14 protein-coding genes are annotated in these 17,476 nt (G+C 47.0%); 13 read left to right on the plus strand and 1 reads right to left on the minus strand.

Translation table 11 applies throughout. The features are described 5' to 3' along the window. The first annotated feature begins 36 nt into the window (after window positions 1-36). From dnaE to SFC66_RS06050, 7 genes are all read left to right on the plus strand, one after another. Window positions 37-3,306, plus strand: a complete 3,270-nt coding sequence (gene dnaE, locus SFC66_RS06020; RefSeq protein WP_411217819.1) for a DNA polymerase III subunit alpha — start codon at window positions 37-39, stop codon at window positions 3,304-3,306. Between the two features lie 100 nt (window positions 3,307-3,406). Continuing rightward, window positions 3,407-4,645, plus strand: a complete 1,239-nt coding sequence (gene ystJ, locus SFC66_RS06025; RefSeq protein WP_411217820.1) for an NADP-dependent malic enzyme — start codon at window positions 3,407-3,409, stop codon at window positions 4,643-4,645. A gap of 153 nt (window positions 4,646-4,798) precedes the next feature. Continuing rightward, the gene (gene accD / locus SFC66_RS06030; RefSeq protein WP_411217821.1) at window positions 4,799-5,656 is read left to right on the plus strand and encodes an acetyl-CoA carboxylase, carboxyltransferase subunit beta; all 858 of its coding nucleotides are present in this window, start codon (window positions 4,799-4,801) and stop codon (window positions 5,654-5,656) included. Then, entirely contained in the window at window positions 5,653-6,606 is a 954-nt protein-coding gene (accA, locus tag SFC66_RS06035; RefSeq protein WP_411217822.1) for an acetyl-CoA carboxylase carboxyl transferase subunit alpha, read from the plus strand. Before accD ends, accA begins: the two co-directional genes overlap by 4 nt. Before the next feature lie 185 nt (window positions 6,607-6,791). After that, entirely contained in the window at window positions 6,792-7,751 is a 960-nt protein-coding gene (pfkA, locus tag SFC66_RS06040) for a 6-phosphofructokinase (protein WP_411217823.1), read from the plus strand. Between the two features lie 33 nt (window positions 7,752-7,784). Beyond that, window positions 7,785-9,545, plus strand: a complete 1,761-nt coding sequence (gene pyk / locus SFC66_RS06045; RefSeq protein ID WP_411217824.1) for a pyruvate kinase — start codon at window positions 7,785-7,787, stop codon at window positions 9,543-9,545. Between the two features lie 96 nt (window positions 9,546-9,641). Beyond that, window positions 9,642-10,034, plus strand: coding sequence for an FxsA family protein (locus tag SFC66_RS06050; protein WP_411217825.1), 393 nt, complete (start codon window positions 9,642-9,644; stop codon window positions 10,032-10,034). Here SFC66_RS06050 and ytvI read toward each other — a convergent pair. Further along, complete coding sequence (ytvI, locus tag SFC66_RS06055) at window positions 10,031-11,149, minus strand: sporulation integral membrane protein YtvI (protein ID WP_411217826.1); 1,119 nt, start codon at window positions 11,147-11,149, stop codon at window positions 10,031-10,033. The genes SFC66_RS06050 and ytvI overlap by 4 nt on opposite strands. A 47-nt stretch (window positions 11,150-11,196) precedes the next feature. Here ytvI and SFC66_RS06060 point away from each other — a divergent pair, with 47 nt between their 5' ends. The 6 genes from SFC66_RS06060 to pnpS all read left to right on the plus strand — a co-directional run bounded on the left by SFC66_RS06060 (window position 11,197) and on the right by pnpS (window position 17,462). Next, on the plus strand, window positions 11,197-11,661 hold the full coding sequence (locus SFC66_RS06060; RefSeq protein WP_411217827.1) for a DUF441 domain-containing protein: 465 nt from the start codon (window positions 11,197-11,199) through the stop codon (window positions 11,659-11,661). 174 nt (window positions 11,662-11,835) lie between these two features. After that, complete coding sequence (gene citZ, locus SFC66_RS06065; RefSeq protein ID WP_411217828.1) at window positions 11,836-12,954, plus strand: citrate synthase; 1,119 nt, start codon at window positions 11,836-11,838, stop codon at window positions 12,952-12,954. A 74-nt stretch (window positions 12,955-13,028) separates the two neighbouring features. Next, window positions 13,029-14,300 carry an NADP-dependent isocitrate dehydrogenase gene (gene icd / locus SFC66_RS06070; protein WP_411217829.1) on the plus strand — a complete coding sequence of 424 codons (1,272 nt, stop codon included), beginning with the start codon at window positions 13,029-13,031 and terminating at the stop codon, window positions 14,298-14,300. Between the two features lie 21 nt (window positions 14,301-14,321). Continuing rightward, the gene (gene mdh, locus SFC66_RS06075) at window positions 14,322-15,260 is read left to right on the plus strand and encodes a malate dehydrogenase (protein WP_411217830.1); all 939 of its coding nucleotides are present in this window, start codon (window positions 14,322-14,324) and stop codon (window positions 15,258-15,260) included. A 133-nt stretch (window positions 15,261-15,393) separates the two neighbouring features. Beyond that, the gene (locus SFC66_RS06080; RefSeq protein ID WP_411217831.1) at window positions 15,394-16,089 is read left to right on the plus strand and encodes a winged helix-turn-helix domain-containing protein; all 696 of its coding nucleotides are present in this window, start codon (window positions 15,394-15,396) and stop codon (window positions 16,087-16,089) included. Beyond that, window positions 16,089-17,462, plus strand: a complete 1,374-nt coding sequence (pnpS, locus tag SFC66_RS06085; protein WP_411217832.1) for a two-component system histidine kinase PnpS — start codon at window positions 16,089-16,091, stop codon at window positions 17,460-17,462. The genes SFC66_RS06080 and pnpS overlap by 1 nt, the downstream gene beginning before the upstream one ends. The last annotated feature ends 14 nt before the right edge of the window (window positions 17,463-17,476 follow it).

A 17,476-nucleotide genomic window follows, 5' to 3' on the forward strand; every position in this document is an offset into this window, starting at 1 on the left:
TAATGGGGAGAGTGGAAAAAAGGGCGGTAATGATGTATGACATTTACACATCTTCAAATCAGGAGTAGCTATAGCTTCTTTCAAAGTACGATCAAAATTCCTCAGTTGGTGAAAAAAGCCAAGGAAGCAGGCTTTGAGACGCTCGCTTTAACGGATGATGGTGTCATGTACGCTGTCGTGCCGTTTTATCGTGCTTGCTTGGAAGCGGGTATAAAGCCGATCATCGGTATCCATGTACCTGTCGAGGCAGAAGGGCAAGTGATGAAAACATTACTGCTCGCTGAAAATGACACAGGTTATCAGCAACTTGCGGAGTTAAGTACATATTTACAGACAAACGAGACAAAGCCGCTGCCGCTTGCATCTTTGCATGATTACCGGAACGGCGTCATTGCCATCGTTCCGACGCACGCATTGATGCAGCTCCAAATCGATCCATGGCTGGCGATATTCGGGGAGCGTTTATACGCAGGAATCAGTCCTGATGAGATACAGAATCTGGATGACCAGACATTGATGAATTGGCAAAAGCAGCATCAGCTTCGGTTTGCGGCTACTGGAGACGTGCGTTATGTACAAGAAGAAGATGCTGATGCTTATCATTGTCTGTCAGCAATGGAAGAAGGTACAGTTTGGGAACCATCGCAGTACACGGGAGCACTGAAGCATCATTTGCGCACTGCGGCTGAAATGGAAGGTCTCTCCGAAAGTTCATTATGGGAAGAAGCGCTGGCTCAGGCCGGCATGATTGCGGAGCGCTGTACGATCCAGCTGCAACTTGATCAGCGTCATCTGCCAGCTTTTCCGGTGCCAAATGGGGGACAAGCAGACACATATCTGCAAGAAATATGTGAGCAGCGTCTGATGGAACTGTACGGAAACCGCCAAGATGCCAAAGACAGGCTATCGTATGAACTTGGTGTCATCAAAACAATGGGCTTCAGTGATTATTTTCTTATCGTTTGGGATTTTGTCCGTTATAGCAAGGAACATGGTATCCGCGTCGGCCCGGGACGAGGGTCCGCAGCCGGATCCCTTGTGGCCTATGTACTGGGGATCACAGCAATCGACCCGCTGGCATACGGTCTGTTATTTGAGCGCTTCTTGAACCCGGAACGAATCTCGATGCCGGACATCGATATCGACTTTTCCGATTACCGAAGGGATGAAGTCATTCGTTATGTGCAAAACAAATATGGTGCGGAGCATGTGGCGCAAATCATCACATTCGGCACGTTTGCAGCCCGTTCGCTTCTGCGGGAACTGATCAAGACGATGGAAATATCGCCGGCGGATGCAAGCTACTTACTCAAATTGATTCCGAATAATGCCTCATCCTTATCAGCTGGATTACGGTCTTCCGAAGAACTGACGGCTTATGTCAAGGAATCAGATCAGTTGAAGCAGCTATTCCGCATAGGCGTGAAGCTGGAAGGTCTGCCACGGCATGTTTCGACGCATGCAGCAGGAGTCGTGATCAGCTCCGACCCGCTAGTGAAAACAGTGCCGCTCGCTTCCGGACATGAAGAAGTAGCATTGACTCAATTTGCCATGAAGGAACTGGAGCAGCTTGGTTTATTGAAAATGGATTTCCTCGGATTGCGTAATTTGACATTGATGGATCACGTTCTGCAAGGCCTGCCGCGGAAATTGGATATGGATTCGGTTCCGCTTGATGACGAAGCGACTTTCCGCCTATTTCGGGAAGGGCGTACGAATGGTGTGTTCCAATTCGAATCAAGCGGCATGAAGCAAGTGCTCCGGCAGCTGAAGCCATCGGCATTTGAGGATATCGTCGCTGTCAATGCGCTGTATCGTCCAGGTCCGATGAGCTATATACCAGTCTTTATCCGACGAAAACATGGAGAAGAGAAAATAAGCTATCCGCATGCCAATCTTGAACCAATTTTGGAGAAAACGTATGGTGTTCTCGTCTATCAGGAACAAATCATGCAAATTGCAGCTTCCATGGGAGGCTACAAGCTGGGAGAGGCTGATCTGCTTCGCAGGGCAGTAAGCAAAAAAGACGCAAAAGTACTGGAACAGGAAGAAAGCCGCTTTTTAGCAGGCAGTATAGAAAAAGGATACAGCGCCGATACTGCAAAGGAAGTATTTTCCTGGATCGTGAAATTCGCCAATTATGGATTCAACCGCAGTCATGCCGTTGCATACAGCTATCTTGCATATCAGCTTGCCTACTTAAAAGCGCACTATCCTGCTAACTTTTTTGCGGAATTGATGAGCGGGGTCGCCAATCAGCCTGAAAAAATACGCCAGTATATGCGAGAAGCAGGAGAGAGCGGGATCAAGGTGCTTGCCCCGTCTGTGAATAAAAGCTATGGCAAGTATACAGTGGAAAATCAGCATATCAGGATGGGGTTGCTGGCGATCAAGGGAATAGGTGCCCAAGTTGTGCGGGAAATCGTCCAAGCACGCAAAGCTGGTCCATTCAAGCATCTTTTTGATTTTTGCATACGGGTGAACATAAGTAAGTCGGCACTGGAGCAACTCATTTTGGCTGGAGCTTTCGATACTATCCATGAGAATAGAGCGGCAGTATTGGCCACCATCGACAAAGCGATGGAGCAAGCGGAATTGTTCAAGGAATTATATGAGCAGCCATCACTCTTGGGAGAAGTTGAATTCGAGGCCACATATGAAGAACAGGAACCTTTTTCGCCGCTTGCCATTTTAAAGTACGAAAAAGAAGTGCTCGGCTTGTATATTTCCAGTCATCCGCTCGCAAGCTATCGTAGTAATCTCCGCAGCAGCGGCCATATTACAGTGCAGCAGACAGAATCCTTCCCGCTGAAAAAGCAAGTCCGGGTGGCAGCAGTGCTGCTTCAGCAGCGGACGATTCGGACAAAAAAAGGGCAGCCGATGGCGTTTCTGACGCTTGGAGATGAGACTGGCGAAATGGAAGCTGTGGTGTTTCCGGATTTACATCGGCAGATCGGGCGTTTCTTGGAAGAAGAAGCGTTGCTCGACTTGGTCGGTCGGATTGAAGAAAGAAATGGGGAAAGACAGCTGATATTGCAAGAAGGGCAGTTGTTTTCCGAAGAGAGATTGGAACCAAGCAAGGAACGGCTCTTCATCCGTTACAATGACATCGATGAAGAAGAAGTCTTGGAAATCGTCCGCGAATGTGCGAAAAAATATCCGGGCAATGTGCCAGTCATCGTCGTTCATAAGGAGACGCGAAAAAGCTATCAATTAGCTGCGTCCTACCACCTGGAGCTGAATCAAAAAATGCTCGGAGAGCTCAGGAAGCAATTCGGCAAGGAAAACATCGCGGTATCAGAATAGTGATGATTCTCCTTTCTTTACACAGTGGGAAGATGTCCCTATAATGTATAAACGTCTGTATAGACCGTCATGTTATAACTTACACAAAGGATGAGAAAATATGTCCAACTTACGAGAAGATGCTCTGAAAATACACCGTGAACATAAAGGCAAATTGACAATGAAGTCGAAGATCCCAGTCCGCAATGCTAGGGATTTGAGCCTTGCTTATTCCCCTGGTGTCGCGGAACCTTGTAAAGAAATCCATCGAAACAAGGATGACGTGTATGAATACACAATGAAAGGCAATATGGTTGCGGTTGTCAGTGACGGCTCTGCCGTACTTGGCCTTGGAAACATCGGTCCGGAAGCATCCCTGCCGGTAATGGAAGGAAAATCCGTCCTGTTCCAAAGCTTCGCAGGAGTAGACAGCTTCCCAATCGTGCTTGATACAAACGATGTGGACGAAATCGTCCGAACTGTTAAATTGATGGCGCCAACATTCGGCGGCGTCAACTTGGAAGATATCTCTGCGCCTCGCTGCTTCGAAATCGAAGAGCGCCTGAAAGCAGAAACGGACATTCCAGTATTCCATGATGATCAGCACGGTACTGCCATCGTAACGGTTGCTGGTTTGCTGAATGCCTTGAAATTGGTTGGTAAAAGCTTCGATAACATCAAAGTTGTCGCAAATGGTGCTGGTGCTGCCGGTATCGCAATCATTGAATTGTTGCACAGCCTTGGCGTGAACAACGTCATCATGTGTGATTCCAAAGGTATGATCTACGAAGGTCGTCCGGAGGGCATGAACAAAATGAAGGACCGCGTAGCAAAAATCACCAACCGTGACCGTCAGGAAGGCAGCCTGTCTGATGCGATCAAAGACGCTGACGTATTCATCGGTGTATCTTTGGCCAACCTATTGTCCAAAGACGACGTACGCACAATGGCAAAAGATCCGATCATCTTTGCGATGGCGAACCCGGATCCGGAAATCCTGCCAACTGATGCAAAAGAAGCAGGCGCCCGCGTAATCGGTACTGGCCGCTCCGACTTCCCGAACCAAGTGAACAACGTACTTGCTTTCCCTGGTATCTTCCGTGGTGCCTTGGATGTTCGTGCGACTGGCATCAACGAAGAAATGAAGATCGCAGCCGCTAGAGCGATCGCTGAATTGATCGACGAAAGCGACTTGAACGAAGATTATGTAATTCCAGCACCATTCGATCCACGCGTTGCACCAGCTGTTGCGAAAGCAGTGGCAAAAGCAGCGATGGACACTGGCGTCAACCGCATTACAGTTGATCCGGAAGAAGTAGCGGAGAAGACGCGTCAGTTGACAATCATCGACGAAGATTGATAGGCAACCTGTGCAAGCAGACATTTCCATTGTTGGAAAATGTCTGCTTATAGCAGGTTATAAGTATTTACATAGATGAATTTTACGGGCACTTCCAAGCAAATGATGGTACAATAAATAGTTAGATGCGTTTGTTCAAAAGGAGGAATTACCTTGCTTAAAGATTTTTTTAGCAAGAAGAAACATGCTTCCAAGCCTAGTGAAGAGGCGAAGCAAGATATTCCTGAGGGACTCATGCTCAAATGCTCGGATTGTGGAAAAATCTACTACCGAGAAGAGATGAGAAAACAATTGTATGTGTGTCCGAACTGCGGCCACCATCACCAATTGCCTTCTGACGAGCGAATTAATAGCTTGTTTGATGAAGGTTCATTTACGGAATATGATACAGAATTAAAAACCGACAATCCGCTGGGATTCCCAAGCTATACGCAGAAATTGGAGAAGGACCAGCTGAAGACAGGTTTAAAAGAAGCAATCGTAACTGGTGAGGGTACCATCAACGGTTTCCGTACTGCTGTTGCAGTCATGGATTCCCGCTTCCGCATGGCAAGCATGGGTTCCGTTGTCGGGGAAAAGATTGCGCGTGCAATCGAGAAAGCACGTGAAGCAAACATACCATTCATCATCTTTACAGCATCCGGCGGTGCCAGGATGCAAGAAGGCGCCTTGAGCCTCATGCAAATGGCCAAGACGTCCGCAGCTGTACAGCGTTTCCGCGATACTGGCGGTCTGATGATTTCTGTCATGACCAACCCTACATATGGCGGTGTTTCCGCGAGTTTTGCTTCTTTGGGGGACTATAACTTTGCCGAGCCCGGTGCTTTGATCGGGTTTGCTGGCAGGCGTGTTGTCGAGGAAACGATCCGGGAGAAATTGCCGGAAGACTTCCAGACCGCAGAGTTTCTGTTGGAGCACGGACAGCTGGATGCTGTCATCAATCGCCATGATATGCAGAAATATCTGACTACCATCCTCGATATTCATCAAGCAGGAGGAAACGTATCATGAAACAAGTATTGGATTTCGAGAAACCGGTCATCGCGCTGCGCGAGAAAATTGCGGAGCTGAAGTCATTCACGAAGGAAAGCGATCTGGATTTATCAGAAGAGATCGTTAAGCTGGAATCACGTCTGGAAAAGCTTGAAAATGATATTTACACGAATTTGAAACCGTGGGATCGTGTGCAGATGGCAAGACATGCAGAGCGTCCGACGACGCTCGATTATGTGGAACATCTTTTCACTGATTTCCTGGAGTTTCATGGGGACCGTTATTATGGCGATGATGCTGCAATCGTAGCTGGCATTGCTAAATACAAAGGTCGCCCGGTCACGATTGTCGGGCATCAGCGCGGCAAGACGACCAAAGAGAATATCCGTCGCAATTTCGGCATGCCTCATCCTGAAGGTTTCCGAAAAGCAGCGCGCCATATGCAGCAAGCGGCTAAATTCGGACGCCCGATCATTTGCTTCATCGATACAAAGGGAGCATTCCCTGGACGTGCAGCAGAAGAACGGGGGCAAAGCGAAGCGATTGCCCGAAACTTGATGGAAATGTCAGGCTTTGAAGTGCCGATCATCTGTATCGTCATCGGCGAAGGAGGCAGCGGCGGAGCGCTGGCACTTGGTGTTGGTGATCGTTTGCTGATGCTTGAGAATTCCACATTCTCCGTCATATCACCAGAAGGCGCCGCTTCCATTCTTTGGAAAGATGGCGGCAAAGCAAAGGAAGCTGCTGAAAAATTGAAAATCACTGCACCTGATTTGAAGGAACTAGGCATCATTGATGCCATCATCCCGGAAATCCGCGGAGGTGCCCATCGGGATCTGCCGGCACAGGCTGAACTTGTGGATCAAGTGATTGAAGAGCAGCTTACGGAGCTTGAAAAACTGGACAAGCAAGTATTGCTGGAACAAAGATGGGAAAAATACAGTAATATGGGTTCGTTCTCTGAATAAGCGCGTGTAAAGCTGACTTCATCTTCCACTTCTGTAAACGATTTACATAGGCTTTATTGCGGATTTTTTCCTCTTACTTTTTTTAATAAGAAAATTATATGTTTTTATTTGATAATAAGTCTGATAAGGATTATCTTTGAAAGGGTATAAAAGTTCTATAATCGAAATTACTCAGAGGTGAGCGCATGAAGAAGATAGGTGTTCTGACAAGCGGAGGAGACTCTCCAGGCATGAACGCGGCAATCCGTTCAGTTGTAAGAAAAGCTATTTATCATGATTTGGAAGTGTTTGGTATATACAATGGCTACCAAGGTTTGATCGATGGCAATATCAAACAGCTTGATCTCGGATCTGTCGGTGATATCATCCAGCGCGGCGGTACCATACTGCATACTGCGCGCTGCGAAGAATTCAAGACGGATGAAGGACAGGAAAAAGGTATCGAACAACTGAAGCGTTTCGGTATCGAAGGACTTGTTGTCATCGGCGGTGATGGATCATTCCGCGGAGCAGAGAAGCTGACGCAAAAAGGATATCCATGTATCGGGGTGCCAGGGACGATCGATAATGATATCCCGGGTACCGACTTTACGATTGGCTTTGATACAGCACTGAATACAGTTATCGAGGCAATCGACAAAGTGCGCGATACCGCTACAAGCCACGAACGTACGTATGTGGTCGAGGTAATGGGCCGCCATGCTGGTGACATTGCCCTTTGGGCAGGTCTTGCAGACGGTGCCGAAAGCATCCTGATCCCCGAACAGCCTACTGATTTCAATGACGTGATCGACCGTCTGAAACGCGGGCAGGAACGCGGTAAGAAGCATAGTATCATCATCGTTGCAGAAGGTGTCGGCAGCGGTTTTGAATTCGGGAAGCGTATCGAAGAAGCTACGAATATGGACACAAGGGTGACGATTCTAGGTCATGTGCAAAGGGGCGGATCCCCTACAGCTAATGATCGGGTGCTTGCGAGCCGACTTGGCGGCAGAGCGGTCGATATATTGCTGGAAGGTAAATCCGGGCGCATGGTAGGAATACAGAATAATAAACTTGTGGATCATGATATTCTGGAAATCTTGGATCAAAAACATGAGATCGACATGGACATGTACAGGCTGTCCCAGGAATTATCGATTTAATAGTTGTTGCACTACTGAAGGAGGATTCTCATAATGAGAAAGACAAAAATCGTATGTACAATCGGACCGGCTTCCGAGTCCGTAGAAACACTGGTTGAACTTATCGAGGCAGGCATGAATGTATCACGCCTTAATTTCTCCCACGGAGATTTCGAAGAGCATGGTGCCCGCATCAAGAATATCCGCGAAGCTTCAAGACGCACTGGCAAAACAGTTGCTATCCTTTTGGATACAAAAGGTCCTGAAATCCGTACTGGCGTTTTGCAAGGCGGCGAAGCGCATATCGAAAAAGGTGACGAAATCTTCGTTTCCATGAATGAGATGGAAGGTTCCAAAGAAAGATTCTCGGTAACGTATCCAGGCTTGATCAACGATGTGCATGTCGGTTCCAAGTTTCTATTGGATGATGGCTTGATTGAACTGGAAGTATTGGACATCGATAAAGCTAACAACGAAATCAAGACAAAAGCATTGAACTCCGGTTTGCTTAAAAATAAAAAAGGTGTCAATGTACCAGGCGTCAGCGTGAATCTGCCAGGTATCACAGATAAAGATGCCAGCGACATTGAATTCGGTATCGAACAAGGCGTCGATTTCATTGCGGCTTCTTTCGTAAGACGTCCTTCCGATGTTTTGGAAATCCGTGAATTGCTCGAAAAGCACGAAGCTGGTCATATCCAAATCATTCCTAAAATCGAGAACCAAGAAGGTTTCGATAATCTGGACAGCATCTTGCAAGTCAGTGATGGTTTGATGGTTGCACGTGGTGACCTTGGTGTCGAAATTCCTGCAGAAGATGTGCCATTGGCGCAAAAAGAAATGATCAAACGATGCAATATCGCTGGAAAGCCAGTTATCACAGCAACCCAAATGCTTGACAGCATGCAGCGCAACCCGCGCCCGACACGTGCAGAAGCATCCGACGTGGCCAATGCTATTTTCGACGGTACAGACGCAATCATGCTTTCTGGTGAAACTGCTGCCGGTAACTATCCAGTTGAAGCAGTCCGCACTATGAATAACATTGCGCGTAAAGCAGAGACTGCGCTGGATCACAAAGCGATTCTTGACGAACGCTCCAAGGCTAGCGATATGACAATCACAGACGCAATCAGCCAGTCTGTCGGTCATACTGCCATCAACTTGAGTGTCAGCGCGATCGTTACTGCTACTTCCAGCGGTTACACTGCGAAAATGATTTCCAAGTATCGTCCGAAAGCACCTATCGTAGCTGTTACATTCGATGAAGCTACAAACCGCAGACTTTCCCTAGTATGGGGTGTTCAAGCTGTTACGGGTGAACGTGTGGAATCTACGGATGACATGCTTGATCTTGCAGTGGATACTGGTTTGTCTACCGAGTTGTTCCAACGCGGGGACCGTATCATCATCGCTGCAGGTGTACCAGTAGGCGAAACAGGTACAACAAACTTGATGAAAGTCCATGTGATTGGCGACATCCTTGCCAAAGGACAAGGCATCGGTAAAGGCAGTGTTTATGGTAAAGCTGTCGTTGCAAAGGATGCAGACGAAGCGCAGCGTCTTCTTCAGCCAGGGGATATCCTTGTAACGTACGGTACGGATAAAGACATGATGCCTGCCATCGAGAAGGCAGGCGGCCTGATCGTGGAAGAAGGCGGTTTGACATCGCACGCAGCGGTAGTCGGCTTGAGCCTTGGCATTCCAGTCGTAGTAGGCGTGGCAGAAGCTACAACGAAAATCTCCAACGGTGCATTGGTTACAGTCGATGCTGCCAAAGGTGATATTTACGACGGTCATGCGAGCGTACTATAAAGCACAAAAGGAAGGAGAGGGCATCGGTCCTCTCCTTTTTTATTTGCCATGATGCTGTGTTAAACTAAAGTTATTCTGATCAATGGAGCGTTGCATATGAAAAAAGCGTTACTTTTTCTTTTTATATTGTTTCCGGCCATAGAAGTGATTTTCTTTATATGGGCTGGTTCTAAAATCGGTTTTCTTTGGCTTTTCCTTCTGATTGCAGCGACTGGTGTGCTTGGTGTGGCGCTTGCCCGCCGTGAAGGAATCCAGACATATAAAAGGGCCAGGGAGCAAATGCAAAATGGCCAGCCGCCGACAGATGAGCTCCTGAATGGAATATGCATACTTATTGGCGGATTTCTTTTATTACTGCCCGGTTTTTTCAGCGACTTGATCGGCTTATTATTTTTGCTGCCTTTCACTCGTAAAAGACTTCGTTATTGGGTCCAGGCGCTTCTCATGCGGCTTGTGTCGAAAAATACGATACGGGTTTACCGCCGCTAAGTCTGGTTGCCATTTTTTATATACAGCCAAAGGATACGCAGCACACCAGTATGGTGGAGCGTATGTAGCACGACTAGCACAATGGGTCCGGCAAGCAGGCCGATGAAACCAAGGAGCTGGAAACCGGCAAAGACGGCAATCAGCGTTGCCAGCGGATGGAGCCCGATCTGAACAGACAATAAATTGGGCTCCATCAGCTGCCGTTGCAGGACGATGGCCAGATAAAGGATAGCCAGTCCGATGGTCAGAGAAAAGTTTCCGGTCAGGAAGCTGTAAAGTATCCAAGGGACAAAGACGATGCCTGTCCCTAAATACGGCACAACATCGACTAGGGAGATGAAAAATGCCGTGGCTATCGGATGCTCGATGCGCAGGATGGCGAATCCCAGACACATGATGACGAATGTGAGACCTAAAAGCAAAGCTTGAGCCTTCAGGAAACCTATGCATGCCCTTACCATCCCTTTTCCAACTTGTTTTGATGAGGAAACCAGCAAGTCAGGAAGAAAACGGTCCAAAAGAGCTATGATCTTCTCCCAGTCTTTGCAGATGAAGAACGTTCCCAGGAAGACAACGATGCAGACGCTGATATAAAGTGGTGCTTTGCCAAGCATCATGGGGAATGCTTCCAGTGCAGCTTGGATGCCATCTCCAAGTGTGGCGGAGAGGTGCTGTATGACTGCCTGTAGATTTTCATCGAATGCTTCTTGCTGACCTGATCCCAACCCTTGCTGAAAAGACATGAGCTTTTCATAATACGGAATAACATAGATTTCTGCCAGTCTTTGAATATAACCCACAAAATCATTGAAATGAACAGGAACCTTTTTAGCCAGATACGTTGCACCTTGGGCAATTTCATTTACCGCCAGTGCAAGGCCGCCAACACATAATCCTAAAAAAGTTAATAAAATCAGTCCCACTGCTGCCGTCCGGTTCAAGTTCGTCTTCTGCTCGATCAAACGGATGATCGGATTCATCAGGATAGCCAGGATGCTGCTGATGATGAATGGATATACATAAGGGGCAGTCAGCACAATCGCGAAAATGCTCCCGGCAGCAGAACCCAGGACAATACACAATCTGAGCAGTTGATGAAGGGTAGTCAGTTGCATTGGCTCACATCCTTTATCTAGTCAGCTGAAAGTTTGGAGGAATTAGTTTGTTGAACACATCGTCAATTTTTTTAGTCATCATCCTCATATTGGGAATAATCGGTAAAAATCAGTCCATCACGATTGCCGCGTATATCCTGCTTGGTATCAAAGTGCTGCAGCTGGATGACAAACTGTTTCCATTCCTTGCCTCCAAAGGCTTGAGTATCGGGATAACAGTCCTCACCATCGCCGTGCTTGTCCCGATTGCAAACGGAGATATCGGCTTTAAAGATTTATATGCGAGCGTGAAATCATATTATGCATGGGTCGCATTGGCGGCCGGTATATTGGTTGCGGTCCTAGGGAAGTACGGAGTCAATTTGATGTCAACGGATCCACAGGTGACCGTGGCACTTGTAATCGGTACGATCCTCGCCGTAGTCCTTTTGAATGGAGTTGCTGTAGGGCCGCTTATCGGAGCGGGTATTGCGTATATAATCTTTCAGGTCATCGGGTTATTTACAAAATGACAAAAATTTATTAATAATCGAACAATAAAGAAAACAAAAATAATAAAACGTTTTCATTTCACAAACCTTAAAATTATGTTTATAATGAAAGTGCTTCACTCAAAGATCTAGCAATTTTGAAGTTTCTATTACACATGTTAGCGATTTGACTTTTACTGAAGGGGAGAGATTAACATGGCGGTAGTTAAAGGACTTGAAGGTATCATTGCGGCGGAATCCAAGATTAGTTCAATCATTGACGATCAACTGACATATGCCGGTTACAACATTGATGACCTTGCTAGTAATTCAAGTTTCGAGGAAGTAATTTATTTGTTATGGCATGATGAGCTGCCGAATGAGGAACAGCTTGCCCAGCTAAGAGGGGAATTGGCTGCGCAATCGAAGCTTCCAGAGCCGGTCATCGAACATTTGAAGGCTTGTGATTTGAAAGCGGTTCATCCAATGGCAGCACTTCGGACCGCTGTTTCTTTGCTTGGCTTATATGATGAGGAAGCAGAAGTGAATACACCGGAAGCAAACAACCGCAAGGCGATTCGTCTTCAAGCACAGATTGCGGCATTGGTTGCGGCATTTTCCCGTATTCGTGCCGGACTGGAGCCGGTAGCGCCTCGGGAAGACTATAGCTATTCTGCGAACTTCCTTTATATGTTCAATGAAAAAGAGCCGAAAGACATTGAAGTCGAAGCAATGAATAAGGCGCTTGTGCTTCATGCGGACCATGAATTGAATGCGTCTACATTTACAGCTCGTGTTTGTGTTGGCACATTATCGGATATGTACTCTGGTCTTACGGCTGCAATCGGCGCTTTGAAAGGCCCGCTTCATGGCGGTGCGAACGAAGCAGTGATGGAAATGCTGTTTGAGATCGGCGAAATTGATAATGTGGAAGCCTATTTGGAAAAGAAATTCGCAAACAAAGAAAAAATCATGGGTATGGGACACCGTGTCTATAAATCTGGTGATCCGCGTGCGAAATTCCTGAAAGAAATGTCTCGTGAACTGACAGAATTATCCGGTCATACAAAGTGGTATGAAATGAGTGTCAAAGTGGAAGATGTCGTCAAGCGGGAAAAGAATCTTCCGGCAAACGTCGATTTCTACTCTGCCACCGTTTATTACAGCTTGGGGATCGATCATGATCTTTACACACCGATCTTCACGGTGAGCCGCTTCTCTGGGTGGATTGCACATATCCTGGAGCAGTATGCAGATAACCGTCTGATCCGTCCGCGGGCAGAATATGTCGGGGAAACACATCGTACGTATACACCATTGGCAGAAAGAGTCTAATATTTTTACAACAACAAAGAAATTTTTTGCTAAACTAATAGAGTATCAGATTTTATCTTAGGAGGAATCAGAACATGGCTGAAGCAAACAAAATCACAGTAACCAATGGAGAGCTGCAAGTACCGGATCGTCCGGTCATCCCATTTATCGAAGGAGACGGAACAGGACCCGATATTTGGGCTGCTGCAAGCCGTGTGCTCGAAGCTGCAGTTGATAAAGCTTACAAAGGCGAAAAGTCTATTGAATGGAAAGAAGTCTATGCAGGGCAGAAAGCATTCGATAAAACCGGCGAATGGCTACCGGAAGAAACGCTTGATGTGATTAGGGAATACAAGATCGCCATCAAGGGTCCATTGACGACACCAGTCGGCGGCGGTATCCGTTCTTTGAACGTTGCGCTCAGACAAGAGCTTGATTTGTTTACTTGTTTACGTCCGGTCCGTTACTTCAAAGGTGTTCCTTCACCTGTGAAGAAGCCTGAAGATACGGATATGGTCATCTTCCGGGAGAATACGGAAGATATCTATGCTGGTATTGAATGGCAAAAAGGTTCACCGGAAGTGAAGAAAGTCATTGATTTCCTTGAGAATGAAATGGGTGTACATAACATTCGCTTCCCGGAAACATCCGGTATCGGCATCAAGCCTGTATCGGAAGAAGGAACACAGCGATTGGTTCGCGCAGCGATCGACTACGCAATCCAAGAAAACAGGAAAAGTGTGACACTGGTCCATAAAGGCAATATCATGAAATTCACCGAGGGCGCCTTTAAAAACTGGGGTTACGAGCTTGCCGAGGCGGAATACGGTGATAAAGTATTCACATGGCAGCAGTACGATAAAATCGTCGAAGAAAAAGGTCGTGAAGCTGCTGATAAAGCGCAGCAAGAAGCAGAGGCAGCGGGCAAGATCGTTGTCAAAGATGCAATTGCTGACATCTTCTTGCAGCAGATCCTTACTCGCCCGGCTGAGTTCGATGTAGTAGCGACAATGAACTTGAACGGAGATTATATTTCCGATGCACTTGCAGCACAAGTCGGCGGAATCGGCATCGCTCCAGGAGCGAACATCAACTATGAAACAGGTCATGCCATCTTTGAAGCGACTCATGGTACAGCACCGAAATATGCTGGCTTGGATAAAGTGAATCCGTCATCTGTCATCCTTTCCGGTGTGCTTTTGCTTGAGCACCTAGGCTGGAGGGAAGCTGCCGACTTGATCACGAAAGCGATGGATAAAACGATCGCTTCCAAAGTCGTCACCTATGATTTCGCTCGTTTGATGGATGGAGCTACGGAAGTGAAAACGTCCGAATTCGGGGATGAATTGATCAAAAATATGGACTAATGTGTTGGAGGAGGAAACAACATGGCAATCAAACGCAGAAAAGTATCAGTAATCGGTAGTGGTTTCACAGGGGCAACGACAGCATTCCTTATCGCACAGAAAGAGCTGGCGGATGTCGTTTTGGTCGACATCCCGGATATGGAGGACCCGACCAAGGGTAAGGCATTGGATATGCTGGAAGCCTCTCCGGTGCAGGGATTTGATGCACATGTGAAAGGTACTGCAGACTATGCAGACACGCAGGATTCCGATGTGGTCGTAATCACAGCAGGTATTGCCCGCAAACCTGGTATGAGCCGGGATGATCTTGTCAATACAAACAGCAAGATCATGAAATCCGTAACGGAGCAGGTTGTGAAGTATTCTCCAAACAGCATCATTGTTGTATTGACCAATCCGGTGGATGCAATGACATATACGGTATACAAAACATCTGGATTCCCGCGCAATCGGGTAATCGGTCAGTCAGGTGTACTTGATACAGCTCGTTTCCGTACATTCGTCGCCGAAGAGCTCAACTTATCTGTCAAGGATATCACTGGTTTCGTTCTGGGCGGACATGGCGATGATATGGTTCCGCTTATTCGCTACTCCTATGCTGGAGGCATTCCGCTGGAAACGTTGATTCCGCAAGAGCGCCTACAAGCAATAGTAGAGCGTACACGCAAAGGCGGCGGCGAAATAGTCAACCTTCTGGGCAACGGAAGTGCTTATTACGCACCTGCAGCGTCACTTCTCGTAATGGTCGAAGCAATCCTGAAGGATCAGCGTCGCGTCATTCCTTCCATCGCGTACTTGGAAGGGGAATATGGCTACAGCGATCTATTCCTAGGAGTGCCGACGATCATCGGTGGAAGCGGGCTGGAAGATATCATTCAGCTTGAGCTGACAGATGAAGAAAAGTCACAGCTTGATCAATCAGCAGACTCGGTACGCAAAGTCATGGCTGTTTTGCAGTAAAAGCTTGAGCCTATCCACTAAAAATGGATAGGTTTTTTTTATATTTACAAACTCTTAACAGAGAAAGCGAATTCGTAAGGTTCACTTTACAGTTGGAAAAAGGTATGATGATGCATAGAGGGGGCTAGTATCCATGGCACAAAAAGTACTTATTGTTGATGATGAAGAATCCATCGTAACGCTATTGCAATTCAATATAGAAAGAGCTGGATTTGAAACGGAGACAGCTTTCGACGGTATGACCGGACTTCAGAAAGCATTGCAAAATACATACGATATGATCGTCCTTGATTTGATGCTGCCGGAATTGGACGGGACGGAAGTGTGCAAACAGCTTCGGCAGAAACAGGTTGATACACCGATTCTCATGCTTACCGCACGTGATGAAGAATTGGACAAGGTCCTTGGACTTGAGCTTGGTGCAGATGACTATCTCACAAAGCCTTTCAGCCCAAAAGAGGTCGTGGCCCGGATCAAAGCGATATTGCGCCGCACCAATAAAAGTGATAATTACATGGAAAGCGGAGAAATCAAGATTTCGGGGTTATCTATCTTCCCAGATCAATATGAAGCATCCATTAATGGGGAATCCTTGAGCTTTACGCGCAAGGAATTCGAACTTTTACTATATTTGGCGAGGAACAAAGGGCGGGTCATGTCACGTGACCAGCTGCTCAGTTCGGTATGGAATTATGATTTCGTCGGCGATACACGCATCGTGGACGTGCATATCAGTCATTTGCGTGAAAAGATCGAACCTGATTCCAAACATCCGGTGTATATCAAAACGATCCGTGGTTTGGGATATAAAATGGAGGAGCCGCAGTAATGCATCGCAGCTCTTATGGGATTGCCGTCTATGGATCGCTCATTCTGCTGATCTTTGCGGCAATCGGTTTTATTCTTATGCAAATCACGACCGAATGGTTCATTTTATGGAGCGCCTTGCTCATTGGCGCTGCGCTGATCATCTCGGTTTTATATCGTCTGCAGGAACGCTACATCAAACCTGTCTCCATGACTGCTGAAGTAGCGGAGGAGCTCGTAAAGGGAAATTATAAAGCAAGGAATTATGAGAACTTCTACGGAGATGCCGGCAGATTGATCCGGTCTGTGAATCAGATTGCGCGCAATCTGCATGAGCTGGAACTTCTTGAGAAGATGCAGGAAGATCAGCTGGAAACGGTGATCGACAATATGGAGAGCGGCTTGATGTTAGTGGATGAACGCGGGTATGTCCATTTGGTCAACAGAAAGTTCCTGTCTGTATTTGGAGGCAAAGACAAGGATTATATCGGTCATGTGTATCATGATACGATTTCACAGAGCAACATCCACCATGTCGTCTCCGAAGCTTTTCTTTATGAAGAAAAAGTGCGGGATGCTTTCACACTGCAGCGGGAAAAGGAAAAGCGTTTCTTCGAAATTGTGGCAGCGCCGATTTTTAACGACTCCTATGATTTAAAGGGAGCTGTACTCGTATTTTACGAGATCACGGATCTGAAACGTGTCGAAGAAATGCGCAAGGACTTTGTCGCCAATGTGTCACATGAACTGAAAACACCACTCACTAGCATACGCGGCTTTTCCGAAACGCTTTTGGAAGATGGTGCTTTGGAAGACAAAGAGCTGACAGAGCGTTTCATTACCATCATTCATAATGAAAGTCAGCGGCTGCAAGCATTGGTGAAGGACTTGCTTGAGCTTTCCCGCCTGGAAAAGGATGAATTGCAGGTTCGTGTGGAAAGGCTTGATTTCCGGATCATGATCGATACCATCATGCCGATGATCGAGCAACAAGCACTCAACAAGCAGATTGACTTGGAATTGGAACTTCCCGACAGCGCCGTCATGCGCGGGGATGAGGATCGACTGAAGCAGCTTGTCATCAATCTGCTGAGCAATGCTGTAAACTATACACCGCAAAATGGCAAAGTAAAGCTGAAGGTTTCGCAATCGAACGATAGTGTGTTTGCGGAAGTGACGGATACTGGCATCGGCATTCCGGAAGATTCCATCGATCGGATATTCGAACGTTTTTATCGAGTCGATAAGGCCCGGAGCCGCAATACCGGCGGTACGGGGCTTGGATTGGCGATCGTGAAGCATGTTGTCGAAGCACATGGCGGTACGATCGCGGTGAGCAGCGAAGTGAATAAAGGGACAACTTTTTCCCTCCGTCTGCCAAAGGCACTCGGCTAAGATCGTCCAGCTGG

This window comes from Terribacillus saccharophilus (assembly GCF_046592895.1).
GTDB classification, from domain to species: domain Bacteria; phylum Bacillota; class Bacilli; order Bacillales; family Amphibacillaceae; genus Terribacillus; species Terribacillus saccharophilus_D.

What these genes read in the sequence shown, in the direction of transcription:
- dnaE (WP_411217819.1), top strand. Translation starts at nt 37, where the DNA reads ATGACATTTACACATCTTCAAATCAGGAGTAGCTATAGCTTCTTTCAA.
- ystJ (WP_411217820.1), top strand. Translation starts at nt 3,407, where the DNA reads ATGTCCAACTTACGAGAAGATGCTCTGAAAATACACCGTGAACATAAA.
- accA (WP_411217822.1), top strand. Translation starts at nt 5,653, where the DNA reads ATGAAACAAGTATTGGATTTCGAGAAACCGGTCATCGCGCTGCGCGAG.
- pfkA (WP_411217823.1), top strand. Translation starts at nt 6,792, where the DNA reads ATGAAGAAGATAGGTGTTCTGACAAGCGGAGGAGACTCTCCAGGCATG.
- pyk (WP_411217824.1), top strand. Translation starts at nt 7,785, where the DNA reads ATGAGAAAGACAAAAATCGTATGTACAATCGGACCGGCTTCCGAGTCC.
- SFC66_RS06050 (WP_411217825.1), top strand. Translation starts at nt 9,642, where the DNA reads ATGAAAAAAGCGTTACTTTTTCTTTTTATATTGTTTCCGGCCATAGAA.
- ytvI (WP_411217826.1), bottom strand. Translation starts at nt 11,149, where the DNA reads ATGCAACTGACTACCCTTCATCAACTGCTCAGATTGTGTATTGTCCTG.
- citZ (WP_411217828.1), top strand. Translation starts at nt 11,836, where the DNA reads ATGGCGGTAGTTAAAGGACTTGAAGGTATCATTGCGGCGGAATCCAAG.
- icd (WP_411217829.1), top strand. Translation starts at nt 13,029, where the DNA reads ATGGCTGAAGCAAACAAAATCACAGTAACCAATGGAGAGCTGCAAGTA.
- mdh (WP_411217830.1), top strand. Translation starts at nt 14,322, where the DNA reads ATGGCAATCAAACGCAGAAAAGTATCAGTAATCGGTAGTGGTTTCACA.
- SFC66_RS06080 (WP_411217831.1), top strand. Translation starts at nt 15,394, where the DNA reads ATGGCACAAAAAGTACTTATTGTTGATGATGAAGAATCCATCGTAACG.
- pnpS (WP_411217832.1), top strand. Translation starts at nt 16,089, where the DNA reads ATGCATCGCAGCTCTTATGGGATTGCCGTCTATGGATCGCTCATTCTG.